The organism is Hymenobacter miniatus, assembly GCF_016427455.1.
In the GTDB taxonomy this organism is placed as follows: Bacteria; Bacteroidota; Bacteroidia; order Cytophagales; family Hymenobacteraceae; genus Hymenobacter; species Hymenobacter armeniacus.
Window position 1 is genome coordinate 63,963 of record NZ_JAELXR010000003.1, and the last position, 25,627, is coordinate 89,589.

General features: G+C 64.0%; 23 protein-coding genes. 11 read left to right on the plus strand and 12 right to left on the minus strand.

Annotation, left to right across the window (positions count from 1 at the left end):
* The first annotated feature begins 147 nt into the window (after window positions 1-147).
* Window positions 148-1,068 (plus strand): NAD(P)/FAD-dependent oxidoreductase, encoded by a 921-nt coding sequence (locus tag JAO73_RS05505; protein WP_233168747.1) that lies wholly within the window; start codon window positions 148-150, stop codon window positions 1,066-1,068.
* 6 nt (window positions 1,069-1,074) lie between these two features.
* Here JAO73_RS05505 and JAO73_RS05510 read toward each other — a convergent pair whose 3' ends face one another.
* Complete coding sequence (locus JAO73_RS05510) at window positions 1,075-1,629, minus strand: RNA polymerase sigma factor (RefSeq protein ID WP_198976151.1); 555 nt, start codon at window positions 1,627-1,629, stop codon at window positions 1,075-1,077.
* Between the two features lie 358 nt (window positions 1,630-1,987).
* On the opposite strand from JAO73_RS05510, the gene JAO73_RS05515 reads away from it, so the two are divergent.
* Window positions 1,988-2,698 (plus strand): alpha/beta fold hydrolase, encoded by a 711-nt coding sequence (locus JAO73_RS05515; protein ID WP_198976152.1) that lies wholly within the window; start codon window positions 1,988-1,990, stop codon window positions 2,696-2,698.
* A gap of 9 nt (window positions 2,699-2,707) precedes the next feature.
* Here the strand turns inward: JAO73_RS05515 and JAO73_RS05520 are convergent, their stop codons facing one another.
* Together JAO73_RS05520 and JAO73_RS05525 are read right to left on the minus strand one after the other, a co-directional pair.
* Entirely contained in the window at window positions 2,708-5,017 is a 2,310-nt protein-coding gene (locus JAO73_RS05520) for a patatin-like phospholipase family protein (RefSeq protein WP_198976153.1), read from the minus strand.
* A gap of 178 nt (window positions 5,018-5,195) precedes the next feature.
* Window positions 5,196-5,570, minus strand: coding sequence for a DMT family protein (locus JAO73_RS05525; RefSeq protein ID WP_190925506.1), 375 nt, complete (start codon window positions 5,568-5,570; stop codon window positions 5,196-5,198).
* Window positions 5,571-5,671: 101 nt separating this feature from the next.
* Between JAO73_RS05525 and JAO73_RS05530 the strand changes: the two genes are divergently transcribed.
* Window positions 5,672-6,583: an ion channel gene (locus JAO73_RS05530; RefSeq protein WP_198976154.1), complete on the plus strand. Its 912-nt coding sequence runs from the start codon at window positions 5,672-5,674 to the stop codon at window positions 6,581-6,583.
* Window positions 6,584-6,610: 27 nt separating this feature from the next.
* Here the strand turns inward: JAO73_RS05530 and JAO73_RS05535 are convergent, their stop codons facing one another.
* From JAO73_RS05535 to ruvX, 3 genes are all read right to left on the minus strand, one after another.
* Entirely contained in the window at window positions 6,611-7,546 is a 936-nt protein-coding gene (locus tag JAO73_RS05535) for a zinc dependent phospholipase C family protein (RefSeq protein ID WP_317191204.1), read from the minus strand.
* 194 nt (window positions 7,547-7,740) lie between these two features.
* A complete protein-coding gene (gene def / locus JAO73_RS05540) occupies window positions 7,741-8,349 on the minus strand; it encodes a peptide deformylase (RefSeq protein ID WP_190925511.1) in 609 nt (202 codons plus the stop codon).
* A 105-nt stretch (window positions 8,350-8,454) separates the two neighbouring features.
* Window positions 8,455-8,880 carry a Holliday junction resolvase RuvX gene (gene ruvX / locus JAO73_RS05545; protein WP_190925513.1) on the minus strand — a complete coding sequence of 142 codons (426 nt, stop codon included), beginning with the start codon at window positions 8,878-8,880 and terminating at the stop codon, window positions 8,455-8,457.
* Window positions 8,881-9,295: 415 nt separating this feature from the next.
* On the opposite strand from ruvX, the gene JAO73_RS05550 reads away from it, so the two are divergent.
* The 3 genes from JAO73_RS05550 (at window position 9,296) to JAO73_RS05560 (ending at window position 12,936) form a co-directional block, all read left to right on the plus strand.
* Window positions 9,296-10,972: a S41 family peptidase gene (locus JAO73_RS05550; protein ID WP_198976155.1), complete on the plus strand. Its 1,677-nt coding sequence runs from the start codon at window positions 9,296-9,298 to the stop codon at window positions 10,970-10,972.
* 157 nt (window positions 10,973-11,129) lie between these two features.
* Window positions 11,130-12,335 (plus strand): homogentisate 1,2-dioxygenase, encoded by a 1,206-nt coding sequence (locus JAO73_RS05555; protein ID WP_198976156.1) that lies wholly within the window; start codon window positions 11,130-11,132, stop codon window positions 12,333-12,335.
* A 76-nt stretch (window positions 12,336-12,411) separates the two neighbouring features.
* Complete coding sequence (locus JAO73_RS05560; RefSeq protein WP_190925519.1) at window positions 12,412-12,936, plus strand: hypothetical protein; 525 nt, start codon at window positions 12,412-12,414, stop codon at window positions 12,934-12,936.
* 79 nt (window positions 12,937-13,015) lie between these two features.
* Here the strand turns inward: JAO73_RS05560 and JAO73_RS05565 are convergent, their stop codons facing one another.
* From JAO73_RS05565 to JAO73_RS05575, 3 genes are all read right to left on the minus strand, one after another.
* Window positions 13,016-13,750, minus strand: a complete 735-nt coding sequence (locus JAO73_RS05565) for a hypothetical protein (RefSeq protein WP_198976157.1) — start codon at window positions 13,748-13,750, stop codon at window positions 13,016-13,018.
* Window positions 13,751-13,880: 130 nt separating this feature from the next.
* Window positions 13,881-14,618, minus strand: a complete 738-nt coding sequence (locus JAO73_RS05570; protein WP_198976158.1) for a hypothetical protein — start codon at window positions 14,616-14,618, stop codon at window positions 13,881-13,883.
* A 32-nt stretch (window positions 14,619-14,650) separates the two neighbouring features.
* Entirely contained in the window at window positions 14,651-16,213 is a 1,563-nt protein-coding gene (locus tag JAO73_RS05575; protein WP_198976159.1) for a hydroxymethylglutaryl-CoA reductase, read from the minus strand.
* 510 nt (window positions 16,214-16,723) lie between these two features.
* Between JAO73_RS05575 and JAO73_RS05580 the strand changes: the two genes are divergently transcribed.
* The 3 genes from JAO73_RS05580 to JAO73_RS05590 all read left to right on the plus strand — a co-directional run bounded on the left by JAO73_RS05580 (window position 16,724) and on the right by JAO73_RS05590 (window position 18,749).
* A complete protein-coding gene (locus tag JAO73_RS05580; protein WP_198976160.1) occupies window positions 16,724-17,539 on the plus strand; it encodes a phytanoyl-CoA dioxygenase family protein in 816 nt (271 codons plus the stop codon).
* Window positions 17,540-17,632: 93 nt separating this feature from the next.
* On the plus strand, window positions 17,633-18,412 hold the full coding sequence (locus tag JAO73_RS05585) for an SDR family NAD(P)-dependent oxidoreductase (protein WP_198976161.1): 780 nt from the start codon (window positions 17,633-17,635) through the stop codon (window positions 18,410-18,412).
* Between the two features lie 154 nt (window positions 18,413-18,566).
* Entirely contained in the window at window positions 18,567-18,749 is a 183-nt protein-coding gene (locus JAO73_RS05590; protein WP_198976162.1) for a hypothetical protein, read from the plus strand.
* A gap of 74 nt (window positions 18,750-18,823) precedes the next feature.
* Here JAO73_RS05590 and JAO73_RS05595 read toward each other — a convergent pair whose 3' ends face one another.
* Window positions 18,824-19,708 carry an alpha/beta fold hydrolase gene (locus JAO73_RS05595; RefSeq protein ID WP_198976163.1) on the minus strand — a complete coding sequence of 295 codons (885 nt, stop codon included), beginning with the start codon at window positions 19,706-19,708 and terminating at the stop codon, window positions 18,824-18,826.
* A 198-nt stretch (window positions 19,709-19,906) separates the two neighbouring features.
* Between JAO73_RS05595 and JAO73_RS05600 the strand changes: the two genes are divergently transcribed.
* Window positions 19,907-20,677, plus strand: coding sequence for a tetratricopeptide repeat protein (locus JAO73_RS05600; RefSeq protein ID WP_198976164.1), 771 nt, complete (start codon window positions 19,907-19,909; stop codon window positions 20,675-20,677).
* 82 nt (window positions 20,678-20,759) lie between these two features.
* A complete protein-coding gene (locus JAO73_RS05605; RefSeq protein ID WP_198976165.1) occupies window positions 20,760-21,500 on the plus strand; it encodes a hypothetical protein in 741 nt (246 codons plus the stop codon).
* An 82-nt stretch (window positions 21,501-21,582) separates the two neighbouring features.
* Here the strand turns inward: JAO73_RS05605 and JAO73_RS05610 are convergent, their stop codons facing one another.
* Complete coding sequence (locus JAO73_RS05610) at window positions 21,583-24,045, minus strand: M4 family metallopeptidase (protein WP_198976166.1); 2,463 nt, start codon at window positions 24,043-24,045, stop codon at window positions 21,583-21,585.
* 221 nt (window positions 24,046-24,266) lie between these two features.
* Entirely contained in the window at window positions 24,267-25,601 is a 1,335-nt protein-coding gene (locus JAO73_RS05615) for an amidohydrolase (protein WP_198976167.1), read from the minus strand.
* Window positions 25,602-25,627 lie beyond the last annotated feature (26 nt).

The following is a 25,627-nucleotide window of genomic DNA, read 5'->3' on the forward strand; positions in this document are numbered from 1 at the left end:
GGATGAGCGACTGCCGGCCTACCGGCGCATGAAAAAGCCCTCCCCACGCCGGGGAGGGCTTTTTTTATGGCTGTGGCGGCGGCCAACGCAACCCCGGGCCCTCCCGGCCGGTTAGACCAATCCGGACAAGGACTGATTTTGACTTTGATGCAATACGACGTGTTGATAATTGGCGCGGGCAGCGCCGGGCTGGCGGCGGCCCTCACGCTGGGGCGCTGCCTGCGTCGGGTACTGCTGGCCGATGGCGGACGCCCGCGCAACGAGTGCTCGCCCGGCGTGCACGGCTTTCTGACCCGCGATGGCGTGACGCCGGCCGAACTGCTGCGCCTGGGCCACGAGCAGCTGCGTCCCTATGAAACCGTAGAAGTGCAGTGCGTGCGCATCGAGCGCGTGGTGCCGGAGGCGGGCGGCTTTCGGGCTACCGGCCGCGGCACCGCCGACGACGCACCGCTCAGCATCACGGCCCGGCGGGTGCTGCTGGCCACGGGCGTGGCCGATGTGCTGCCGCCGCTGCCGGGCTTTCGGGAGCTGTGGGGGCGGGGCGTGTTGCACTGTCCGTATTGCCACGGCTGGGAGGTGCGGGAGCAGCCCCTGGCCGTGTACGGGCAGGGCCGCACCGTGACGGGCCTGGCCCTGCTGGTGAGCCGCTGGAGCCCCGACGTGGTGGTGGTGACCGATGGCCCCGGCCACCTCACGCCGAATGCCCGACGCCGCCTGCGCCGCCAGCACATCCGCGTCAACGAGGAGCCCATTGCCCGGCTCGTGGGCACCGACGAGCGGGACTTGCACAGCATCGAGTTTGCCGATGGCAGCCAGCTGGCGCGCGCCGCGCTGTTTCTGCACGCGCCCCAGCTGCAGCGCAGCACGCTGGCCGAGGAAATGGGCGCCCGCATCACCAGCAAAGGGGCCGTGTGGGTCGATTCGGGCCTGCAAACGTCGGTGCGCCACGTATACGCCGCTGGCGACACCACGCCCGGTGCCCAGCAGGCCCTAATCGCCGCCGCCGAAGGCAACCGGGCCGCCATCCTTATCAACGAAAGCCTGACGCGCGAGGAGTGCCCGCGCTAAGGCGTGCTACCGCACGAGCTGCGACAACGCCTGCAGGGCGGCGCGGGCCCGCGTCTTGACGGTGGCCACCGGGATGCCGAGCTGCTCGGCGGCCTCGGCCTGGGTGCAGCCGCCGAAATACAGCAGGTCGATGACCTCGCGCTGGCGCGGCTTGAGGCGCAGCACGAACTCGCGCAGGCCAATGTGCTCGGGGTTGAACGTTGCGGGGGCCAGGGCCTGCTGCGCCCCGCCCACTTCCAGGGAACGATTGCCGCTGTGAAAACGGTGGCGCGGGCTGCGCAGGGCGTCAATGGCTTGATTGCAGCACACCCGCACCATCCAGGTGAAGAGGCGGCCGCGGCCGGCGTCGTAGCGGTCAATGCTCAGCCAGACCTTCAGGAGGCCTTCCTGCAACACGTCCTGGGCGAGGTTTTCGTCGCGCACCAGACGTAGAATGACCGTGAACAGATTGCGCGAATACCGGTCGTGGAGGAGTTGTAGAGCTTGTTCGTCGCGGGCCAGGAGGCGCTGCACCAGCACTTCCTCGTCGGCCGCCGCTAGCAGCGCCAGGGGTGATTTCATACAGGACAACAGCCAAGGCCAGCCCAAGCCTAGGCGGCATCGGTGTTAAGGATAAAGAATGTGGACTTGAATAGTAGGGATTTAGAACAGATAATGGCGAGGTTAGGCGAGGGCCGCGAATAAATAATTTGGGCTTAAAACCGGCAATGCGTAAGGATAGTTAGTCAGGATGTTGGGGCAGACGTACGACAGGACGCGGGCAAGTGGATTTGGGGAGGTAGAAAAGCCGGAAGCGGTGGGCAGTTCACTCAATACGAGCTACCGAATTTCCACGCCCTGGCAAACAAGTAGGGGCAGGTGCTGCTTACGCTCTGGCCCGCGCCAACTCAACCGTAGCGCGGGCGTGGCCATTCTGCTTATGACTCCTACCATCGTTGCGCTGCATTGCTGGGCCAGTTCCGGCCGCGAGTACGACCTGCTCGGGGCGCTGCTGCCCGCCGGCGTGCGCTTGCTCGCGCCCAGCCTGCCGGGCTTCGGCGGCCAGCCCGTGCCGGCCGATTTTGATTATTCGGTGCGGGCCTATGCCGACTGGATTGCTGGGTTCATCGCGCAGCACGAGGTGGGCGAGTTCACGCTCATTGGCCACAGCATGAGCGGCAAAATGGCTTTGGCGCTGGCTGCCCGGCGCCCGGCGGGCCTGCGCCGGCTGGTCCTGCTGTCGCCCTCGCCGCCGCCGGGCGAACCCATGTCCGACGAAGACCGGGCCGCCTCCGTGGCCGCGCACGGCAAGCCCGAGGAGGCCGCCAAAACTTTCGAGAAGATAACCCGGCGCCCCATTGCGCCCGACCTGCGGGCCCACGTCATTGCCGACAACCTGCGCACCACGAAAGCCGCCTGGACCCACTGGCTGCTGGAAGGCGCTCGCGAAGACCTGAGCGCCCTCATGTCCCAGGTGGCGGTGCCCTGCCACCTGCTGGTGGGAGAGGCCGACCCCGCCATTACGCCCGATACCCAGCGCCGGCTCACGCTGCCGCTGCTGCCGGCGGGCACCCCCTTTCAAGTTGTGGCCGGCGCCGGGCACCTGCTGCCCCTAGAAGCCCCGGCCGAAGTGGCAGCCGCCCTCAACTGAGCCCCTCGCTTATTCCAGCGCCCGGCTCCGAAACAGCAGGAAGCCCAGGTGCCCGTAGACGCCGAAACGTTCGGCCGGGTCGTCGTAGAAGCGGGCGTGCACGGCCAATGGGCCCACCGGCGTCTGGAAAATCAGGCCCGTGCTGGCTGTCACGCGCGGGCGGTCGAAGCCGGCGCGGCGAACGGGCGCCTGAAGCTCGCCCTGCCGTAGCGGCTGGGCGTTCATGTGCGCGTACACTTCGGTGCGCCATTCCAGCTTTTTCAGGAAGGGCTGGGTGTAGCGCAGGCCCACGGCGCCGTAGCGCGCCGAGCGGTAGGCGTCCAGAAACAGCGTACGCGAATCGGGCAAGGGCGCAAACACCGGCGCAATGGTCTGCGACGAGCGGAAGGTGGTGAACAGCGGCTGCGTGCTCACCATCAGCTCGCCGAAGTAGCCCCAGGCGTGGCGTTCTTTTTTCAGGGGGAAAAACCGTTCTACCGTGGCCCGGAACTGCAGCCACTCGCGGTGCTGGGTGTTGGCCATCTGCTCGGCCGTGGAGCCGGGCGTGTAGGTGGCCGAGCCCGTGACGGCGCGTAGCGTGTACACGTAGCGGTGGCCGCTGGTGGCGTACTGCTTGCGGTTGAGGGTGTTGCGGGCCAGGCGCAGGGCCGCCGTGGCGCCCCGAAACACGGTGGCATCCAGCACGTCGGCCGATTTGATTTCGGTGGAATTGGTGTACTCGTCCTTGGTCACGAAGGTGGCCACGTCGAGCAACAGCCGGCTGCGGTAGGTGGGGCTGATGCCGAACTGCCCGCCGAGCTTGGTGTCCTGCTGGCGCACCTGCGTGTTCAGCACGTCGCGCCCCAGCACGCCGCCCGTGTTCTGGTAGTCCCACTGGTTGTAGGTCACTTCGGGCTCGAAGAAATAGGCAAACTTGGCCGGAATATTGACGCGGAACGAGCCATGCGCGCCGTTGTAGAAGCGGCCCAGGCTCACGTCGGCCGAGGCCGTGTAGAGCAGCCGGCGCAGGTAGCGGTATTCCACCCCAAAAAAGAGGTTATCGATGGGCCGGTTCGAGAGCACGAAGCCGACCTCGGTGCTCACGTTGTTGTTGCGCTGGGCATCCACGCTGAACACGTAGCCCTGGCGCGCCGCGTCGTAGCGAATGCGCGGGTAAATGTTCTTAAAGTAGTCGTCCGACGCCAGCCGGTAGTAACCTTCCTCGATGTCGTCGAGTGAGTATTCGCGGCCGCTTTTTCGGAAAAACCGGGCCGCGTACTCGTTCTGGTCGGGCCGCAGGCCGTTCACCTTCACCTGAATGAAGCGCGGCTTCGGCGCCAGCGCCTGGAACGCCAGCCGCCGCCGCTGCAGCGAAGTAGAATCGACGCGGCGCCCGATGCGCTGCTTTATCTTGTCCATGTTGCGCAGGGCGGCCGTGTCGCCTTCGGCAATGAAGTCCTTCACCCGGTCAAAGTCGCCCACGCCCATGCCTTCGAGGTCGGGCTGGATGTAGATGCCGTTGCGGCCCACGCTGCCCGTGTCGGCCACGCTCGTGCCCAGGAAGGCCACGGTGCTGGCCAGCAGCTGGTCGTCGTTTTTGGGGTACTTCTTGAAGGCCACGTCGCCCACGTTCACCCCAATGATGATGTCCGGGGCGAAGGTCTTCTTCATGGCGCTGGTGGGAAAGTTGTCGTACACGGCGCCGTCGTAGTAGTACTTGCCGTCGAGGTTGCGGATGGGCCGAAACGCCAGCGGAAACGACATCGAGTTGCGAATGGCGTCCGAAAGCGAGCCCTTGCTCTGCTCCACCACCTGCCGCGTAAATACTTCCGACGCCATGCAGCGAAAGGGCACAAACAGCTTGTCGAAATCGTAGCCGCTGCTGGCCGAGGCCGGCGCCAGCAGGCGGGTCAGGGCCAGGTTCAGGTTCAGGTCGTTCACCAGGTTGGTGCTCACGCGGGCCTTGAACGTGGAGTCGATGGCAATGCCGAGGCGCAGGGCCGAAGGCGAGGGCTCGGCCGTGAGGAAGTTGAACGTTTTGCTCTCCAGCGGCTTGCCCGAAGTCCAGTTCTGAAACTCGGGGCTGAGCACGATTTGCTCAATCTCGGCCGGGGAGTAGCCGGCCGCGTACATGCCGCCCACCACCGCGCCCATGCTCGTGCCCACGATGTAGTCGATGGGAATATGGTTCTTTTCCAGCTGTTTCAGCACCCCGATGTGGGCCAGGCCCTTGGCCCCGCCGCCGCTGAGCACCAGCCCCACCTTTTGGGCCTGGGCCGGCAAGAGAGCAAAAGCCGCCAGCACCAGCGCCGGCAGCATTCGAGAGGAGAAAAAATTCATACACGAACAGAAAAGTAAATCCCGGGCTCGGCCCGTGCCGCTGGTACGCCGCAGCCCACGGCGAGGTTTTAAGCTAACCCAATGCCGGTGCGTCGCTTTGGCTATCAGGTATTTGAATTGCAGAGAGAATGAGCCTTGGCCGCCAGTAGCCGTGTGAGGCGGGGCCGCGGGCCGTCGCTCACCACTTCTTGAAAATGACGTACACCGCCGCCACCAGCAGCCCGAAGCCCACGAGGTGGTTCCAGCCCAGCTTGTCGGTTTTGAACACGAACACGGCGCACACCGTGAAAACAGTCAGCGTGATGACTTCTTGAATGACCTTGAGCTGAAACAGGCTGAACGGCCCGCCGTTTTCCTCGAACCCCAGCCGGTTGGCCGGCACCTGGAAGATGTATTCGAACAAGGCCAGCCCCCAGCTCACCAAGATAACCCCAACCAGCCCCAACTTGGCAAACCAGGCCATTTTTTTGAATAAGTGCAGGTGCCCGTACCAGGCAAACGTCATAAACAGATTGGAAATGGTGAGCAGCACTAGGGAAAACACGCCTTTCATGGGGGGAAACAGGGGGTAGGGACAAGAAACTATGTCCAGTACGTGAGGTCGAGCTTTCTGAGCCATGCCGTTCTTTTGCTTTCTCACTCTTGCTTCTTTGCATGCGCACCCTCGACCCCGGCATCGGCGAAAAATTTTCGCGGCGCACCAAGCGCGCCATCAACCACGACGGCTCGTTCAACGTGCGCCGCCGCGGCGGCCCGCACCGCCACGACCCCTACCAGTGGCTCACGCGCATGGACTGGTGGCCGTTCATCGGCTTGCTGGTGCTGTTTTTTAGCGTGCTGAACGTGGTATTTGCCCTCATCTACCTCGCCTTGGGCCTCGAAAGCCTGCCGGGCGTGATGGCCCCGCGCGGCTGGTGGCAGGACTTTCTGAGCGCGCTGTTTTTCTCCATTCAAACCTTCACCTCGGTGGGCTACGGGCACGTGTACCCGGCCACCAACGGCTCGGGCTTTGTGTCGAGCATGGAGGCGCTGGTGGGCGTGCTCTCCTTTGCGCTGGCCACGGGCTTGCTCTACGGACGGTTTTCGCGGCCCACGGCGCGCATTTATTTCAGCCGCACGGCCATCATCAGCCGGCGGGCCGACGGCACGCCCTGCCTGCAGTTCCGCATTGCCAACCAGCGCGCCAACGTGCTGATTGACCTGCAGGCCCGCGTGCTGCTCAAGAGCGTGAACGAAACCACCAACGACCAGACCTACGCCCTGCTGCCGCTGGAGCGCAACGCCATCAGCTTCTTCCCGCTGAGCTGGACGCTGGTGCACGACATCACGTCCGACAGCCCGCTCCATGGCCTCCAGCCCGCCGACTACGCGCGCCTCGACGTCGAAATCATCGTTCAGCTCAAAGGCTACGACGACACCTTTGCGCAAGACGTGCACGCCCGCAACTCCTACACCCACGACGAGATAGAGTGGCACCGCCGCTTCGTACGCGCCTATGAGGTCGACGACGACGGCATTGCCGTGCTCGATTTAGACCAGCTGCACACGACGGAGGCGCTGGGGTAGCCTGTTTTGTTGTTGCGAAAGCGCACCTCACTCGTCGTGCCCCGGCGCCGACACCACGGGCTTGGCCGCGGCTTCCTTGGCTTCGCGCTCCAGGCGCTGCTTCTCGGTTTCGGAAGGCGTGCGCGGCAGCTGGCTCAGGTCCGGCGAGCCGCCGTCGACCCAGCAGGTAAACCAGAAGTCGCCAATCAGGGCCGCGGCGTAGCGCATCTGGCGCTCTACCTGGCCATTCAGGCGGGCGTGGTAAGCCCGGCTGAATTCCCGCGAATACGTCCGCACGGTGTTGTTGCCGCGCTGCTCGTAGCCAAATTTCTGGTCGCCGGCCGACTGCGCCGTCAGCTGCCGCTCAAACAGCAGCACCGAATCGACGGCCGCGTGCGAGCGAATGACGGCCGCCCAGATGGCATCCGTGGGGTTGGCGAGGTATTCGGCCTTGCCGGTAAACAGGTCGTAGTCGGCGCTCAGCAGCTCGGGCAGCCGCGATTCCCACAGCCCGTGAATGCCGCGCTGCCCGGTGAGCTGGCCGTTGTAGTTTTTGGTGGTGTGCAGCGGCACGCAGGCGTCGGCCACGTAGTGCCCCATGTCGGCCGAGAGGCGCAAAATGCGGTCGGTGTCCTTGGCCTTGAAGGCAGCGGTGAGCTGGTTTTTCATGGCCACCACGTTCCAGGGCACAATGCCGTGGCGCTGCAGCGAGTCTTCGCCGTAGCGGGCCACGGCGTCGGCGTACTTGCGGGGCAGCTTGTACTCGGCGCTGTCGCCGTAGCGGTCCACGTCCAGGAAGTGCTTGGGGGCCTCGTCGGGCACCACGGTGCGGCGCGAGTCGGGCCGCGTGGCGTTCACCGTGAGGTACTCAATGTTGGCCTTGTAAAAGCCTATCATGCCCGGCGGCAGCGTGTACACGGCCAGCCGGTTGAGCAGACGGTGGCCAAAAAAGCCCCACGCCTGGGCCCGGTAGGCCACAAGCACGAGAGGCAGACAAAACAGTAAAGCGTAGCCGTATTTTTTCACGGCAAACAAGGTACGGCGCCGGCTGCGTAACTAATCAAAGAAGTAATGTAAAAATCTGTCATCCTGAGCGCAGCGAAGGACCTTATCACGTCAGGACAATAGCTGTTCCTCCGTGATAAGGTCCTTCGCTGCGCTCAGGATGACAGATTTGCCTAGCGCCGCCGGCCCTCGCCGGCAAACTTCATGCGGTAGTCGTGTTTCACGTCGCCCTTGCTGATGCGGGCCAGCTTGCCTTTCAGCAGCTGCTTCTTGAAGCCCGACAGCTTGTCGGTGAACAGGATGCCCTCCAGGTGGTCGTATTCGTGCTGAATCACACGCGCAGCCATGCCCGAAAACGCCTCTTCGTGCACCTGGCGGTTTTCGTCCTCGTAGCGCAGCACGATGTCGGCGTGGCGCGTCACCAACTCCCGCACGCCGGGTATGCTCAGGCAGCCTTCCTCGAAGCCCCATTCCTCGCCGGTTTCGCTCACCATCTGCGGGTTCAGAAAGGCGCGCTTGATGCCCTGCTCGGGCACTTCGCCTTCTTCCAGCTCGGCCAGGTCTTCCTCGTCCAGCTCCACCATGGGGGCGGTGTCAATCACGAACAGGCGCACGGCCTTGCCAATCTGGGGGGCCGCGAGGCCCACGCCGTTGGCCGAGTACATGGTTTCGTACATGTCACCAATCAGCTGCTTGAGCTCGGCGGCGGGCAGGTCGGCGGGCAGGTTCTTGGCTTTGGTTTTCAGCACGGGGTCGCCGATGGCGACAATGGAGTAAATCATAGTAGTGGTCAGTTGTTCGTAGTCAGTTGTCAGGAGGCAGCCGCCGGTCGGTCGTTGTCGGCTGCCGACGCAATGGCCCGACAACCGACAACAAACAACCGACCGCTAAACTTCTCGCATCAGCGGCGATTCGAGAAAAGATTGCAGAATCAGCGTGGCGCTGATGCGGTCCACGGTGGCTTTGTCGCGCCGGGCTTTCTGGCCCAGGCCGCCGGCCAGCATGGTGGCGTGGGCCATGCGCGAGGTAAACCGCTCGTCGAGTTCGTGCACGGGCACGTCGGGCAGCTCGCGGCGTAGCGTGCGCAGCAGGCCCACCACGGCGCTGGTCACGTCGGTGGGCTCGTTGAGCAGCGTGCGGGGCATGCCCACCACGATGGCGCGCAGCGGCTCGCGCTGGTGGTAGGCCTTCACGTACGTCAGCAGGTCTTTGCTGTGAATGGTCTCGAGCGGCGAGGCAATGAGGCACAGCGGGTCGGTGGCGGCCAGGCCAACGCGCTTGTTCCCGTAATCGATGGCAAGAATGCGGCCCATGTGCCCGGTGTGCTTATGCGGAAAGGAAACGGCCGCCGTGGCCGCTGGTGCAAAGATACGGCAGGGGGCAGGGCCTAATCCGAAGCGCACCCGTTGCCGTACCTACCCGTCCTTCGGCGCTGGCATCGAGAAAGGCAGTACTGAACGGGTTTTTGCCTTGACTCATCGAAATCACGTCAATGACGGATTGGTAAAATCCTAAATTGCATCGTTAAAGAAGATGCACTTAAACATGTTTTTTAATTGCAATATCCCGTAAGTATTGTCGGTTTATTTGATTTTTGAATCTAAAATACTGTATTTATTAAAGAAATTGCCTTTTTGGGGTATGTTTGAGATGCTAACTAAGAAACTTTCAATAGTTTTGATTTCAACTTACGGTTTATTCTATACGCTAACATCTATACTCTAATTAATGTCCGCTACCCTTCCCGATGCTTCGGAACCCGTCCGGCCGGCTGCCCGGCAGCGGCTGCGCGGGTGGCTACGCCAGGGCGCGCTGCTCACCCTGACCCTGGCTTGTGGCGTGCTGGTGGCCAATAATCCCTTCCGGCCTTCGTCGGAAAATCCCGACGCCACGGCCCGTGGCTACCTGCGCTTCAAGGAAATTCTGAGCTACGTAGACCGCGACTACGCCGACTCCGTCGACACCGAGGGCTTGGCCGACTATGCCGTGGTGCAAATGCTGGAAAAGCTCGACCCGCACTCGGTGTACATCCCGGCGCGTGACCGCGACAAAACCGACGCCTTCCTGCAGAGCGACTACGACGGCGTGGGCATTGAATTCAACGTTTTCCGCGACACCATGACCGTGGTGGCCCCGCTCAGCGGCGGCCCCGCCGAGCAAGCGGGCGTGCAGCCCGGCGACCAGATTCTGAGCATCGGCGGCAAGCGCGTGTCGGGCGCCCACCTCACCACGGGCCGCCTCACCGAGCTGCTGCGCGGTCCGCGCGGCAGCAGCCTCACCGTGGAGCTGCGCCGCCGGCACCTGGGCCAGCCGCTGCGCCTGAGCATTGCGCGCAGCCGCATCACCAATTCGTCCATCGACGCGGCTTACCTGGTCGATGACCAAACCGGCTACATTAAGGTGAGCCGGTTTGCCTCGAATACTTACGACGAGTTCAAGGCCGCGCTGGTCGACCTGCGTCGCCAGGGCCTCACGCGCCTCGTGCTCGACCTGCGCGGCAACCCCGGCGGCTACTTGGACCGCGCCACCCGCCTGGCCGACGAGTTCATCGCCGGCTCGCGCAAAATTGTGTACACCGACGGCAAAGGCGAGCAATACGACTCGCAGACCTACGCCAAAGTAGCCGGCGAGTTTGAGGAAGGCGCCCTGGTGGTGCTCGTGGACGAAGGCAGCGCCTCGGCCGCCGAAGTGGTGGCCGGCGCCTTGCAAGACCACGACCGCGCCATTCTGGTGGGCCGCCGCACCTTCGGCAAGGGCCTCGTGCAGCAGCCCATCTCGCTCAGCGACGGCGGCGAGCTGCGCCTCACCATTGCCCGCTACTACACGCCCGCCGGCCGCTCCATTCAGAAGCCCTACGGCGCCAACTACGCCGAATACAGCGCCGACGTGGCCAACCGCGCCGCCCGCGGCGAACTGCAGTCGGCCGACAGCGTGAAGTTTGCCAAAGGCCTGCGGTTTCGCACCGACCACGGCCGCACGGTGTACGGCGGCGGCGGCATCATGCCCGACGTGTTTGTGGCCCGCGACTCCATTGCCCACTCTGCCTACTACACCCGGCTGATGAGCCACGGCGTGGCCCGCGCTTTCGCCTTGAATTTCTACCAGGCCCATAAAGCCGAGTTGGAAGGCTTGCGCTTCGAGCAGTTCAACGCCACGTTCCGCATCTCGGACGCGCAGTTGGTGAGCCTGGCTGCCCAAGCCGCACAGGATGGCGTGAAGGCCGACGCCAGCACCGTGCGCCGCTGCGCCGCCCTGCTGCGCAACCAGCTGAAGGCCTACATTGCCCGCAGCGCCTACGGCACGGTGGCCTACTACACCGTGCTGCGCGAGCAGGACCAGGAGCTGCAGAGCGCCCTGCACGCCGTGAGCGACAGCTCGGCGCAGCTGGCGCTGCTGGGGAAATAACGTGGCCCCAAGCGGTGCTTGGGTTCGGTTGAAATCGTTCGCTCTCGCACTGTCCGTGCCCAGGCACCGCTTGGGGGGACGGCTGCCGGGTACGCGTTTTTCGTAACTTCACGGGCCCAACCGCAGGTCAGCGCAAGCTAATCCCACCCCCTGAGTTATGTCGTATTACCACCGCCTCGGCCAGATTCCGCGCAAGCGCCACACCCAGTTCCGCCAGCCCGACGGCTCCCTGTATTCGGAGCAGCTGGTGGGCACGCTGGGGTTTCACGGCGTGTCGTCGCTGCTCTACCACGTACACCCGCCTACGCAGATTAAGCACGTGGGCGAGCCCAAACCGTATGCGCCCAAGCTGCTGAAGGACCGGCCGCTGCAGCCCGAGCACCTGCGCACGCTGGCCCAAACCACCACCGGCGGCGACTACCTGGCCGCCCGCCAAACCCTGCTCGGCAACGCCGACGTGACCATGAGCATCTGCAATCCCACGGAAAAGCAGATGGGCTACTACTACAAAAACGCCCAGGCCGACGAGGTAATTTTTGTGCACGAAGGCCGCGGCGAGCTGTGGAGCCAGATGGGCAAGGTGGCCTTCGAGCCCGGCGACCACGTGGTGGTGCCGCGCACCATCATCCACCAGCTGCATTTTGAAGAAGGCCCCGTGCGCCTGATGATTGTGGAGTCGTTCAGCCCCGTCGAAACGGTGCGGCGCTACCGTAACCACTTCGGGCAGCTGCTGGAGCACTCGCCCTACTGCGAGCGCGACATGCGCCCGCCCACCGAACTGCTGCCGCACGACCAGCCCGAGGGCGACTACCTCGTGCAAGTGAAGAAAGAAGGCATGCTACACCAGCTCACCTACGCCCACTCGCCCTTCGATGTGGTGGGCTGGGACGGGTATTTCTACCCCTATGCCTTCAGCATTCACGATTTTGAGCCCATCACGGGGCGCCTGCACCAGCCGCCGCCCGTGCACCAGACGTTTGAGGGGCACAACTTTGTCATCTGCTCGTTCGTGCCGCGCTTGTTCGACTACCATCCGCTCAGCATTCCGGCGCCCTACAACCACGCCAACGTGGATTCCGACGAGGTACTGTATTACGTGGCCGGCAATTTCATGTCGCGCAAGGGCGTCGATTTGGCGTCCTTCACCTGGCACCCCACGGGGCTGCCGCACGGCCCACACCCCGGCACCGTGGAGGCCAGCCTCGGCAAAAAGGAGACCCACGAGCTGGCCGTGATGGTCGACACCTTCCGCCCGCTCTACCTCACCGAAACCGCGCTGCCTTACGTGGACGCCCGCTATCCCATGAGCTGGAACCCCGGCTTCGTGCCCGACCCGCCCCGCTCGGCCGACCTAATGGACTAGGCCCGCCGGCCCCGTCCGGAACTTCCACCCCGGAATTTTTCGTATACTCGGTTCTTCTAATTCAAATATGACGACCATGAAAAGAATCTTCCTCCTGGCGCCCTTGGTGCTGTTTCTGGCCGTAGTGGGCTGCAAGAAGATTGACCAGCTGCTGACGTTCACCGTCGACACGTCGCAGAGCGTGGTCATTCCGGGGCTGCCGGGCTCTACGCAGCTGCCCGCACCCGTCACGGTGACAACCAACTCGGCCGCTTCGTTTCAGAACAACAAGACCACCAAGGACAAGGTGAAGGACGTGTACCTTGAGGAGATGGTGCTGACCATTACCGACCCGTCGGGGGCCAACTTTGACTTTCTCGACAAGCTGGACGTGTACATCAACACGCCCAACACCAACAACAAAATCCTGCTGGCCAGCATCAGCAGCGTGCCCCGCGGCACCAACACCATCAAGCTGACGCCCACCACCGCCCGCCTCGACGAATACCTGAAAGCCGAGACGTATGAGCTGACCGTGGATTCGCGCTCGAACCGGTTCAGTGCCAGCAACTTCACGGTGAAGGCCGATTCGCGCTTCAAGGTGACGGCCAATCCGCTTTAGTGCTGCCCACGGCTACCCAACAAAACAGCCGGCTCCGCAAGGGGCCGGCTGTTTTGTTGGGCGCTGAGGCCGGTGTTTCTTATTTCACCACCGCAATGCGGTTGTAGTGGTCCATCATCCGGGCGATGTCGGCGGGGCGGGTGTAGTCGAGGTGCTGACCCGTGGCGAAGGTGCGCACGGCGTCGGCGCGGGCACCGAACAGGCGCAGCACCGATGCCTCGGAGGGCTCCAGCGGGCGCAGCGGCTCGGTGCCCACGGTGCCGGGGCCGGCCAGCAGGGTGCCCACCAGCGGGTGCTTGCCGTTGGGCGTGGCGTCGGGGGCGGGGGCATAAAACCAGGCCAGTAGCTGCGGGCCGGCGTCGATGGCGGTGAGCACCTCCACGAATTCGCGGCGCGTGCCGGTGCTGCCTTCCTTCACCAAGCGCGAGCGAAAGCGGCGCAGGGGCTGGTCGGGGTTGCCGGCTTCGCCGAAGTCGAAGCCACGCAGGCTGCTGGCGGGCCAGAAATGGGTCGAATCCAGCTCCACCGAGTCCTGGGCTTCGAGCAGGTGCAGACCGGCGTGGTAGCGCAGGCCCGGCACCAGCAGGTTGCGGCCGTCGAAGGTGCGCAGCGAGCCCGGCTGAAACGCATTGCCCCCCAGAAAGCCGGCGGGTTGCTGCCCCATCGCGGCGCGATATGCCCGAGCCGACGCGCCGGTGTTGGCCTGCTGGTAGGCCACGCGGGCTTCGGCGGCGTCGCGGGAGGTCTGGGCCGCCACCGGGCGGGCAAAAGCACTCAGCAGAATTGCAAAAAAGAAAGGCGTAAAGTTCTTCACAAATGAATAGCGGTAAAGTGATTTGCGTAAGGGGAAACAAATTTACAACAACTCGCTCAGCTGCAGCGAGTGCGTTTCAGCCTTTTCGACCCGCCTCATCAAATCCTGCTTGGAGAAGGTGGTGAAGCGGCTATTTTCCCTGCAAATTGTAGTATTCCACCATTCTTAGTACCTGCGCCAGGTCGGTATAGCTAAGGTGCTCTTTGGCCGCGTACGCTTCTACCTGCGGGGCGCGCGTGCCAAACAGGCGCGGAATCTCGCGCTGGTTGAGCGACACGGCGCGCAGGGGCTCCTGCGGTTTCACGCCCGGTCCGGCCACCACCACCTGGCCGATTTCGGTGCGGGCCGGCCGGGTCATGGTCTGCAGCACGGGGTCGTACTGGGCGTCGTCGTGCACGTAGTGGTGCAGCACGGCCAGCACCAGGAAGGCGTTGTCGTCGCGGGTCAGCACCTCCACAAACTCACGCCGCGTGCTGCCATCGCGCACCATGTAGGTGCGGAAATGCCGCGCATCGGCGCCCTGGCCCAGGTAAAAGCCGTCGAGGCTGCCCGGCGGCCACACGTGGCTGCCGGTCGAGTCGCGGGCTTCGAGCAGGTGCAGGGCCACGTTGTAGCGCATGGCCGGCACCCGCACGCGGCGTTTGTTGGGCAGCACCAGCACGCCGGGCTGCTCCACGCTCACGAGGTAAGCTTCGGGGGCGTTGATGAGGTCTTTGCGCATGCGCTCCAGCGCACCGGGCGAGTTGGCGCGTTGGTAAAGCTGCAGGCCGATGTCGCCAAGGTCGGGCTGCGACTGGGCCCGCGCTGGCGCCGCCAGCCCAACCGCCACCAGCAACCCAGCCAGCAGCGCGGTAATCGAGGGTTTCATGCGTAAATCAGCTGAAATGCGTTGGTAGAGGCTTAGCGGTTGCGGCCGTATTGCTCGTGGCTGCTCACCCAGTCGGAACTGCTGATGGCGGCGCCCAGGCTGAGCTCGCCGGCCAGCACCACGCCGGCCACTATCTCGGCAAACTTGCGCACCGTGCCGCGGCCCACGCAGCCCAGCATCTGCAGGCACTCGTTTTGGGTGGCCAGGCCGGTGCCGCCGCCGTGCGTGGCCACAATGAGCGACGGAATGGTGATGCTGATGTATAAATCGCCTTCCGGCGTCACTTCCGAATACAGGATGCCGGCCGACGACTCGCTCACGTTGGCCACGTCCTGGCCGGTGGCGATGAACATGGCCGTGATGCCGTTGGCCGAGTGGGCGCCGTTGTTGTTGGCGCCCGAAATGAAGGCGCCCACGTTGCTCACCTGCCCGTGGTAGGCCAGCTGCTCGGGCGTCACGCGCATGCGCTGCTGCAGCACGTCGCGCTTCACCACGGCCTCGGCCACCACGCGCTTGCCGCGGGTGCGCATCACGTTGATTTGGCTGGCTTTTTTGTCGGTGGCGAAGTTCGATTCGAGGTAGAAATGCTCGATTTTGACGTCTTTGTAATTTTCCAGAATCCAGGAGCAGGCCGCGAAGGTGGCGCGGCCCACCATGTTCTGGCCGGCCGCGTCGCCGGTGCTGAAATTGAAGCGCAGGTAGGCGAACTTGTTGCTCAGGTACGTGTCGATGTACTGCAGCTTGGCCACGCTGGACGTGCTTTCGGCCTGCGGCCGAATCAGGTCAATGTTGTCTTCCACCCACTTGCCGAAGTCGCGGGCGCCGCGGGCATCGGCAAACACAAACACCGGCGCCCGCTGCATGGCGTCGCCGATGACGGTGCACTTCACGCCGCCGCACAGGTTCAGCACCTGCATGCCGCGGTTGTAGCTGGCCACCAAGGTGCCCTCGGTGGTCGCCATCGGGATGAGGAAGTCGCCTTGGGCGTGCTCGCCGTTCACGGTGAGCGGGCCGGCCAGGCCCACCGGAATCTGGGCCACGCCCATGAAATGCTCGCAGTTGCCCTGCAGCTGGTGGGCATCGAAGGAGTAGTGCTTGAGGTGGGTGAACTCCTTGCCTGAAAACTGCTCGGCGAAGCGCTGGCGGGCGGCCACGGCGGCTTCCGAATAGTCGTCGTCGGCGGCGCGCGGGATGCGGGGCTTGTGGTTGGCGGCGCTCACAATGGCGTCTTCTACTTCCACGTGCAGGTCGCCAAAGGCATCGGTCGAGAACCAGGCCTGCACCGGGTGCATGCCTTCGGGCAGGGCCGGCGTGTCGAGCACTATCATCAGGGAGCGGCCCACGGGCAGGTCGATGGCCTGGCCGTCGGCGTTTATCTGGCTGGCGGGGCGGCGCTCGCCGTCGCCCAGGTCCACCAATATTTTTTCGGCCGGCACCACCACGTCCCCAATCTGTACCTGCCGGAAGCCGGTGACTTTCACGGTGTCGAGCCGGTTTTTGATGCTGAAGGCCACGCCCGCGTTGTCGGGCAAGTTGTGCAGGCTGCCGCGCGTGTAGAGCAGCTTCAGGAGCATGGGGCTGGGGGTGAAAACCATTGGGGCAGGGGCTGTAGTGAACGTGTGGGAATTACGGCAGCATAAAGCGCCGCGGTGAAGGTGGGGAATTTTGGCCGAAATCGCCAATTAATTGACCTGAACCGTCATTGGAAATGGCCAGTGCCCCTACCTACGCTGGCCGCCGGGCTTGCGCGCCGCTGCCGCCGGGCGTTGCGCACTGCGCCGGCAGAAATATTTTCGAGTGGCTGCGCGAGGTTTTCTGAGGGGCTACCAGACAAAATAGGGGCCGCTGCTCCAGTGCTGCCGGAGCTAAATCGAAATCCGTAAAGTATTTAGGCCGGCAGGCCGTCGGCAGATGGCGGCGGCGCCCCGCGTTCACCCGGAATTCACCCGGCCGGCGCGAGCTTCAACCACTAAAACCCCCGCGCGGCGGGCCGGTTGTTAGCCGCCGCGCGCCGCGCGGAGGGCCCGCCACACGGCCGGGCGCTTCGCCGGGCGTATTACCTTTGTGCATCGCTGGAAGCCCCTGGTGGCTGCCCTTTTTCTGCTATGGCCTTATCTCCCGACTACCCCCGCTTCACCCTTGGCCATGCCCTCACGGCCGAGCAACGAGCCTTTTTTGCTAAATACGGCTTCCTTCATTTTCGCCCGTTCGCTTCGCCCGAGTACGTGCAGCAACTCCTCAAAGCCACCCAGGAGGTGCAGGCCCGCTGGCTGGCCGAGGGCGTGGAAAAAGTGAACGGCGTGCCCATCAAATACGGCCACGACGTGGACGGCTCGCGCATTGTACAGCGCTTCGCCTTTGCCTCGCAGCACCACCCCGTGCTGCACGAGCTGCTGCAAGACGAGCGTTTTAAAGCCCTGTTTCCCTTGCTGGAAGCCGAAGGCGGCCGCGTGGGCGAAAACGAGAAAGACGGCCTCGTGGTGAACCACTACGTGAACGTGGAAGGCTCCGAATTCAGCCAGATGGGCTGGCACACCGACTCGCTGCGCGACGTGTTCTACGGCAAGCGCATCGGGCCCATGCTCAACGTGGGCCTACACCTCGACGGCACCAAGGCCACCAACGGCGGCCTGCGCATCATACCTGGCACGCACCGCCAGGGCCTGCACAAGATGCTGTTTCGGAAGAAGTACTACAAAGACGTGTTCTACGACCCCAACGAAGTGGCCGTGGAAACCGAGCCCGGCGACCTCACCGTGCACGACGGGCGCATGTGGCACCGGGTGGCGCAGTCGCCGCTGGTGGGCGATGCCAGCCGCCGCCGCGTGATGTACGTGCCCATCCTCGCGGGCAAGTACCAGCCCAAAAGCCAGGACAGCCCCACGCCGTTCTACCTGCGCTTTCTGCACTTGGTGAAATAATTTAGTGAACAGTTAGCAGTGAGCAGTGAACAGTGTTGTTCGGTGAACTCCTGGCAACTGTTCACTGCTCACTGCTCACTGTTCACTGATAAGATGTACGCTCTCGTTACCGGCGCTTCGCGCGGCATTGGCCGGGCCATCTCCCTCTTGCTGGCCCGGCGCGGCTACGACCTGCTGCTGGTGGCCCGTTCCGAAGACCAGCTCACTATGCTGGCCCAGGAGGTAGCCCAGAAGCATAAGCGCCAGGCCCACGTGCTGGCCCTCGACCTGGCCGCGCCCGGTGCCGCCGACGTCGTGGCTGCCTGGGCTACCCAACAAACCAACCAACTGGCCATTTTGGTGAATAACGCCGGCTACGGCCTCTGGGGGCGGTTCGAGCAGCTCGGCCTGGCCGAACAGCAGAACATGCTGCAGCTGAACATGCACCTGCCCGTGGCCCTCACGCATGCGCTGCTGCCGGCCCTGCACAAAGCACCCAAGGCGTACATCCTGAACGTGTCGAGTACGGCCGCCTACCAGGCGGTGCCGTCTCTGTCGCTCTACGCGGCCAGCAAGGCGTTTTTGCTCAGCTTCAGCCGCGGCCTGCGCTACGAGTTAAAGTCGAGCAACGTCTCGGTGACCTGCCTGTGCCCCGGCGCCACCACCACTGCCTTCGCCGACCGCGCCGGCATGGGCGCCGAGCTGCAAGCCACCGCCAACAAGGTGTCGATGACGCCCGAAGCCGTGGCCGAAGCCGCCGTGGCAGGCCTGCTGGCCGGCGAGGCCGAAATCATTCCCGGCGTGCTCAACAAAGTATCGGCCGGCCTCACCAGCGTAGTGCCCAAGGGCATTGTGGAAAAAATAGCGGCTGGCATTTACGAGAAGTATTTGTAAGGCTTGGTTGTCATTTCGAACCCAATCTCGGAAAGCAGAAAGCCCTGAATGCATTCGGGGCTTTCTGCTTTCCGAGATTGGGCGTTTTGCGGAGGCCAGCGAGCAGGTGGTGCCCGCGGGCGTGGCGTTACCCGACTCGTTAAATTTGGAACTCATGAGCGACGAGGCCATCCAACAGCTGCCCCTCGAGCGGTATAACCCGTGGCACGCCCAACACGCGCAGCCCGATACGCGCATGCACTACCAAGTGGGGTGGCGCGTAATAGACCCGACCTCCATGCGGGTTGAATGCAACGGCAAGGGACGAGTAAAACAGTTCTGGGTGGGCCTACACTAGCTTCATCGAACACTCTGTGTCTAGGTTTAGCGAAAGGCTCCAATTATAAAAACGAGCAAAAAAACCATTTCGCCTCAGGCCCCTACAAACTTCAGCAGCCCCTGATAGATGAGGTTGTGCTGCCAATACAGCTGCAGCACCATGGGAATGTGGTGCCGGCCGGGCACGATGGTGTAGAGCGGCGCCTGCCCCGTCGCCTTCAGCTTGTCGCGGAAGCGCCCCGAGCTGCCGCTGATGCTGGGGTACGTCTCGCCGCCCAGGTAAAAGATGAACGGCGGCAGGCCCGGCTTGATTTTGTAGATGGCCGACATCTGCTTCCACACGGCGGGGTCTTTGCCGAAGGGCACGAGGTACTGTTCGTCGTTGCTGTACTTCATTTCCCGGAGGTAGCTGTACATGTCGAGCCCGGCCGGGTCGTCTAGAATGGCGCCGCGCACGGGGTTGTGGGGCAGGCCGTGGGCGGCCAGCAGTTCGTCGTCGGTGGCGAGCAGGGCGGCCAGCCCGCCGCCGGCCGAGTGGCCCATCACGAACACGCGGGCGGGGTCGCCGCCGTACTGCCGAATGTGCTGCACCGTCCAGGCCAGGGCGCGGGCGCAGTCAGCGGCCTGCTCGGGCACGTGCACGGGCGGCGCCAGGCGGTAGTTGATGACCACGGCCACCACGCCCTGCTTGGCCAGGCGGCGGCCAATGAATGTGTAGATGTTTTTGTTGCCGCTGGTCCAGCTGCCGCCGTGGATGAACAGCACCACTGGGAAGCCAGCCGCGTGGGGCGCCGCCTTCTTGGGCGAATACACGTCGAGTACGTGGCGGGCCGGGTCAACATCGGGGGCATTGGCGGGCACGTACGCCACGTCTTTGGCCCGGCGGCTGGGGCGGGCCACCACGTATTCGGTGGCCAGCACCACTACCGCCACGACCAGCAACGCGGCCACCGGGACCGCCAACAACAAACGACGCATACACAACGAGCAAGGAAAAGCCACGGGCAGGCGCCCGCCGCGTGGCTCACCTACGCCCCGGCGGCCGCCGCAGTTTGCCCACGGGCAAAGGCTGCGGCGCGGCCCGGCCTTGCCGCGGTTGGCTTTATCTTTGTCAGCATCCGTAGCTGGCCCATTTTGATGGGGTTACGCTTTCTTTTTATTCATTACCGCATCCACGTGTTTCTCTCCGCTTCTTTCAAAACCGTTTTGCGGGCCGTGGCCGCCGCTGGGCTGCTGGGCCTGTTGGTGGCCTCCCCGGCCCACGCCCAACGCAAAAGCAAAGGCCAGGCCACCAACGCCGACGGCAGCCTGGCCGCCACCACGGCGGCTCCCGGCAAGCCCGCCCGCCTGCTGCCGCTGTTCGGTGGCCTCAGCCCCGCTCAGGCCACCCAAATTATTGGCGAGGCGCAGCTCAAGGCCATTGCGGCCAGCTTTGCTTCCACCAGCGAGGCCAGCACCTTCTTCGCCACCAAAGGCTTCGAGTACCTGCGCGAAAACAACCCCGACACCGCCGCCTACCGCTTCAACCTGGCCTGGCTGCTCAACCCCCAAAACCCCGATGCCTACCGCGGCCTGGGCATTGTGGCCAGTGCCGACGCCACCCCCGACGCGGCCATTGGCCTGCTGAACAAAGGATTTGCGCTGGCGCCCAACAACTCGCTTATCATGAGCGACCTGGGCACGAGCTACCTCATTCGCTACAGCCAGACCAAAAAGAAAAAGGACCTCGCCACCGGCCTCGACCTGCTGCAGCGCGCCACCGCCGTCGACCCCGCCAACGCCATTGCCTGGCAGCAGCTCGCTCGGGGCCTCTATTACCAGGAGAAATACGCCGAGGCCTGGGCCGCCGTGCACAAAGGCCAGAACGCCAGCGTGAGCAGCCTCGACCTCGACCTCGTGACCGACCTGCTGGCCAAGCTGCCCGACCCGCAAGGCACCTTTAAATAAGCCCGCCGCGTAGACACGGATTTCCGCCGCGTGGTCGTTAGGGGCCATCCGGGGGATTCCTCCATTTTTACTTAGACTACCTATGCGGTTTCGTTCTTGGATATTTAAGGCCCTGGTGGCGGGCGTGGGCGTGGCCGGCGCCCTGCCGGCGCAGGCCCAGTTTCACCGAGAGGTGCGGCACTACAACCGGCAGGGCCGCCCTTACTACCGCGGACCGTTGCACGTGACGCTGGCCGGCGGCACCACGTTTTACGACGGCGACCTGGGCAACGCCCTTGGCGACAACTTCCTGGGCCCGGCCGTGAGCGCAGGCGTGCGCTACCGCCTCACGGCGCACATGCACATCGCCGGCGAGTTCTCCTACTTCGAGATGGGCGCCCGCGACAAAGCCAAGGAGCGCGGCCTGGCCTTCACCAGCACCAACGGCCTGGGGGCCGTGTTCCTGCGCTTCGACCTGTTGCCCGACGAGTCCATTTTTGCGGCTTCGCTGGCCGAGGCGCCGGTGTTTCAGGTATACCTGCAAGGCGGGGCCGGGCTGGTGCTCTACAACCCCAAGTCTTACCTGGGTACCACGCGCGCCGGCGGCCAAACCGTTTTTCTGGCGCCCGAGCGCAACGACTACCCGGCCCTGACGGGCGTGTTTCCGGTGGGCGCCGGCTTCGCCGTGCGCCTCACCGACCGGCTGCGCGCCGGCCTCGAAGGCAACTACTATTTCTCGGCCGGCGACCAGCTCGACGACATCAGCAAGCGCCTGAACGGCGCCTCGCGCAACAACGACGGCTTTGCCACCGTGATGCTCAAGCTGGATTACGAGCTGAAATAACCCGGCTGGAATTTTGCAAATAAAAAAGCCCTTCCGCTGCAGCGGAAGGGCTTTTTTGTGGCTCAGTGGAGCGCCGAACGGGCTACTCTTTCACGAAGCGCTGGTGGAACACTTTCTGGCCGTCGCTGGCGCTCACGGTGTACATGCCCTTGGCCAGGCCGCTGATGTCCAGCGTGCCGTTGCGCAGGGTGGCGCCGGCCACGCGGGCGCCGCGAACGTCGGTCACGGTCACGTCCTGGGCTTCGGCGTTGCCGGGCAGGGCCAGGCGCAGGGCGTCGGTGGCGGGGTTGGGGTACACTTGGAAGGTGCTGGCGGCCTCGTTGCCCAGCGGCGTGGAATTGCCGGCCAGGGTGGCCGGAGCGGTGAGGGCCGCGCCGCCCGTGATGTTGAGGGTGTAGTCCTCGGCCTCGCCGTAGCTGAAGGTGCCGCAGCTGGTGGTGGCTGAGTTGTCGCTCATAATCACGCGCATCACCGTGGTGCCGTTGCGGGCGGTGGTGGGCACGGTGAAGGTGCTGCTGAGGGTGCCCGCGCTGGCGCTGCTGCCGCTCACCACCAGTTCGCCGGCGTCGGTAAACACGCCGTTCTTGTTGTAGTCGATGTAGATTTTCCAGTACTCGGTATAAGCTGTGCTGGTGAAGCCGGCTGAGAAGTAGATGGTCTGGGCCGAGCCGGCGGTGACGGTGGTGCTCAGGGCCGTGCCGTTGTAGTAGCCGGCGTCTTTGCCCGAGGTGCGGTTGATGCTGCCCAGTTGCACGAGGTCAATCCACTCGTAGGACTGGCTGGTGCCCTTGATGGTGCAATACGTGGTGGTGGGCGGCGTGGTGGTGCCCCCGCCGGTGTACGACGCGCCCACGCCCACGGCGTACCAGGCGTTGGTGACGGCAATGACCTGGGCCGAGCCGGCGCCGTACAGGTCGGTAGCGGCTTGGATGGCGTAGGTACGGGCCTGGGCGTAGGTCGACGAGGCCGTCATGTACACGCTTTCCATGCGGTAGGTGATTTTGGCAGCGGCATCAATGCCCTGGCCGGTCACGCTGTAAGTATTGCCGCCTTCGTTGGTGCCCGACTTGCCCACGGCCAGGATGTAGAACCAGTGGTTGAGCACGCCCGAGTTGGTGTGCACGCCGCCCTGGTCGTTGGCGTTTGAGGGCGACGACGAGAGCGGCGCCCAGTACTGGCCTTTGTAGTACGCCGGCTGGCCCAGCGACTTGGGGTCGCTCATCGAGCGCAAAGCGGCCTGCTGCTTGTCGATTTCCTCGCCAATCAGCCAGGTCGACTTCGCTTTCACGCCGCCCGAAGTAAAGCCGAGGTTGGCGACGGCATAGGCCTCAATTGAAGCGCCCCAGATGTCGGACAGGCCTTCGTTCATGGCCCCCGATTCGTTGGCGTAGGTCAGGTTGGCCGTCTTTTCGCACACAGCGTGGCCGATTTCGTGGCCGCACACGTCCAGCGCCGTCAGCGGGCGGAAGCGGGTAGCGCCGTCGCCGTAGGTCATGCGCACGCCGTCCCAATAGGCATTCTCGTAGCCAGCGCCGCCGGGCACGTCGTCGAAGTGCACGTAGCTTTTGATGATGGCCCCGGCGTTGTCGTAGGAGTTGCGGCCGTGCACGTTTTTCCAGTAGTCGTACGTGGCCTGGGCGCCCACGTGGGCATCGCCGGCCACGTTATCGAAGTTGGCGTTGTTGTATTCGGCCGACGTCCAGTTGTTGTCGGCGTCGATGAAATCGGTGGCCGAGGTGTAGCTGTTGCTCTTCTTGCAGTTAAATGTTTGAATGCCCAGGCCGCGGGTGGTTTCGCGCAGTAAATAGCCGCCCGTGGTAGTGCCATCGGCAATGGTGCGGCTGCCGCTGTAAGCCGTGGCAAAGGTGCCGGTGGCCGCCGCGTGCTTGATGATGTTGTCCTGCAACACCACCTGTCCGCTGCGCGCATCCACGTACACGAAGGAGCGGCTGATGGGCTGGGCGGCGTACACGTTGAACTTCCAGGCCAGCACCAGGGGGCCGGTTTCGGCGTTCTGGCGGCCGTCGCGCACTATCACCAGCTCGCCCTGCGGGGCAAATTCGGCGGCGTTGGCTTCGGTGGTTTGCCACATGTACTTGCGGGCGCCCACGTGGGCCAGGGCCTTGGTCAGGGCCGCGCTTTCGCTCAACGAAGGCGTGGTGCTCAGGCCCGAAATCTTTTCAAAATCGCCGCTGATGCTTTCCACGGTGCCGCCCTTGCTGTGCACGGTGTAGGTGGCGTGCTCCACGCGCACGCCCTGGTAAAACTGGGCAAACTTCTGGTGGGTGTAGCCCACTTGGTCGGTTTCCAGGGTGCGCTGCACCATTTGGTCGGCGGTGGTGAGGCCAAGCTGCTGGCGCAGCACTTGGTCGCCGCTCAGGCCGCGGTAGGCCATTTTTCCTTCGGGGCTGAATTGTACCAGCACGGGCTGGTTGTCATTGCCCAACACTTTGGTTTGAATGCGGGCCGCATCCTGTGCCTGTGCCGTGGTAGCGGCCAGTGCGCCGAGCAGAGCTACTGCTACAGCTGAGTATTGTTTTCTCATGTAAAAAGGGTTGATGGTGGGAAATTTGGCCCGCTGCAAAAGTTGAATATTTCGCAGTGAATCCGCCGCAACCTAACCATTTTTACATTCCGCAATCGATGTCGATTAAAAATTTTAATGCTTATGACAAAATTTTGTACGAATCATGAACGTTTGGTGAAGACGATTTTGCACTCTAACAAATAGAATTATTCCTTTCGCCCGAATCGGCCAAAACGGGCCTATTTTTGCTTGCGCTTGCTACTGTCGAGGTAGTCCACGGCGAGGGTGGCCAGCGTTTTCACGCCCAGCGTGAGGCCGCTCTCGTCGATGCGGAAGCCGGCCGTGTGGTGGTCGGCCGCGGTGGCGGGGTCCTGGCCTTTGGTCATACCGCCCACAAACAAAAACAGGCCGGGCACCTTCTCCTGGTAAAAGGAAAAGTCTTCGGCCCCGGTCACGGCCTTAATTTCGCGCACGTGGCCGGGGCCGGCGGCGGCTTGCAGCGTGGGCAGCATGCGCGTCGTGAGGGCGGGGTCGTTGCTGGTGACGGGCACGTAAGGCTCGATGGTGACCTCGGCGGTGGCGCCGGCGCTCTCGGCAATGTTGGTGGCAATGCGGCGGATGGACGCCCAGATGCGCTGCTGCACTGCCGGGTCGAGCGCCCGGATGGTGCCGCTGAGCTCCACATCGGCCGGAATGACGTTGTAGCGCACGCCGCCGTGCACGGTGCCCACCGTCACCACGGCCGCGTCGTCAATCAGCTTGGTTTCGCGGCTCACGATGGTTTGCAGGCCCATGATAATCTGGGCGGCGGTCACCACGGGGTCCACGCTGTTCCAGGGGTAGGCCCCGTGCGCCCCCTTGCCCCGCACCTTGATGGCAAACCGGTCGGAGCTGGCCATCTCGCCGCCGGGGCGGTAAGTGAGGTTGCCCACCTCGGTCTGGGCCTGAATGTGCACGCCAAACACGGCGTCGACCTTGGGCTTGTCGAGCACGCCTTCTTTCACCATGAGCTTGGCGCCGCCCTCCACGCCGGGCAGCGAGCCTTCTTCGGCGGGCTGAAAGATGAATTTTACGGTACCGGGCACATCTTTTTTCACCTGGCTCAGCACCTCGGCCGCGCCCATGAGCATGGCCACGTGGGTGTCGTGGCCGCAGGCGTGCATCACGCCCACCGGCTGGCCCAGGTAGGTCGATTTTACTTTGGAGGCGAAGGGCAGGTCGTTGTTTTCGGTGAGGGGCAGGCCGTCCATGTCGGCGCGCAGGGCCACCACGGGGCCGGGCTTGCCGCCGCGCAGAATGCCCACTACGCCGGTGCGGCCCACGCCGGTTTGCACTTCCAGGCCCAGCTTTTTGAGGTGGGCGGCCACGATGCCGGCCGTGCGGGTTTCCTCGTTGCCCAACTCGGGGTGCTCGTGAAAGTCGCGTCGCCAGGCAATCACCTTGGCTTCTTCCTGGGTGGCCAGTTGGGCAATGCGGGCGTTGAGGGCCGCGTTTTGCGCCTGCGCCGGGCGGCTCAGCGCCGCCAGTGCCACGCCGGCCAGAAGAGAACGAAGAAGAGTAGCGGAACGGCGCATAGAAGAGCGAAAAAAGTGAAATGAAA

Coding starts and splice junctions, on each gene's coding strand:
- JAO73_RS05505 (WP_233168747.1), top strand. CDS start 148: ATGCAATACGACGTGTTGATAATTGGCGCGGGCAGCGCCGGGCTGGCG.
- JAO73_RS05510 (WP_198976151.1), bottom strand. CDS start 1,629: ATGAAATCACCCCTGGCGCTGCTAGCGGCGGCCGACGAGGAAGTGCTG.
- JAO73_RS05515 (WP_198976152.1), top strand. CDS start 1,988: ATGACTCCTACCATCGTTGCGCTGCATTGCTGGGCCAGTTCCGGCCGC.
- JAO73_RS05520 (WP_198976153.1), bottom strand. CDS start 5,017: ATGAATTTTTTCTCCTCTCGAATGCTGCCGGCGCTGGTGCTGGCGGCT.
- JAO73_RS05525 (WP_190925506.1), bottom strand. CDS start 5,570: ATGAAAGGCGTGTTTTCCCTAGTGCTGCTCACCATTTCCAATCTGTTT.
- JAO73_RS05530 (WP_198976154.1), top strand. CDS start 5,672: ATGCGCACCCTCGACCCCGGCATCGGCGAAAAATTTTCGCGGCGCACC.
- def (WP_190925511.1), bottom strand. CDS start 8,349: ATGATTTACTCCATTGTCGCCATCGGCGACCCCGTGCTGAAAACCAAA.
- ruvX (WP_190925513.1), bottom strand. CDS start 8,880: ATGGGCCGCATTCTTGCCATCGATTACGGGAACAAGCGCGTTGGCCTG.
- JAO73_RS05550 (WP_198976155.1), top strand. CDS start 9,296: ATGTCCGCTACCCTTCCCGATGCTTCGGAACCCGTCCGGCCGGCTGCC.
- JAO73_RS05555 (WP_198976156.1), top strand. CDS start 11,130: ATGTCGTATTACCACCGCCTCGGCCAGATTCCGCGCAAGCGCCACACC.
- JAO73_RS05560 (WP_190925519.1), top strand. CDS start 12,412: ATGAAAAGAATCTTCCTCCTGGCGCCCTTGGTGCTGTTTCTGGCCGTA.
- JAO73_RS05570 (WP_198976158.1), bottom strand. CDS start 14,618: ATGAAACCCTCGATTACCGCGCTGCTGGCTGGGTTGCTGGTGGCGGTT.
- JAO73_RS05575 (WP_198976159.1), bottom strand. CDS start 16,213: ATGGTTTTCACCCCCAGCCCCATGCTCCTGAAGCTGCTCTACACGCGC.
- JAO73_RS05580 (WP_198976160.1), top strand. CDS start 16,724: ATGGCCTTATCTCCCGACTACCCCCGCTTCACCCTTGGCCATGCCCTC.
- JAO73_RS05585 (WP_198976161.1), top strand. CDS start 17,633: ATGTACGCTCTCGTTACCGGCGCTTCGCGCGGCATTGGCCGGGCCATC.
- JAO73_RS05590 (WP_198976162.1), top strand. CDS start 18,567: ATGAGCGACGAGGCCATCCAACAGCTGCCCCTCGAGCGGTATAACCCG.
- JAO73_RS05595 (WP_198976163.1), bottom strand. CDS start 19,708: ATGCGTCGTTTGTTGTTGGCGGTCCCGGTGGCCGCGTTGCTGGTCGTG.
- JAO73_RS05605 (WP_198976165.1), top strand. CDS start 20,760: ATGCGGTTTCGTTCTTGGATATTTAAGGCCCTGGTGGCGGGCGTGGGC.
- JAO73_RS05610 (WP_198976166.1), bottom strand. CDS start 24,045: ATGAGAAAACAATACTCAGCTGTAGCAGTAGCTCTGCTCGGCGCACTG.
- JAO73_RS05615 (WP_198976167.1), bottom strand. CDS start 25,601: ATGCGCCGTTCCGCTACTCTTCTTCGTTCTCTTCTGGCCGGCGTGGCA.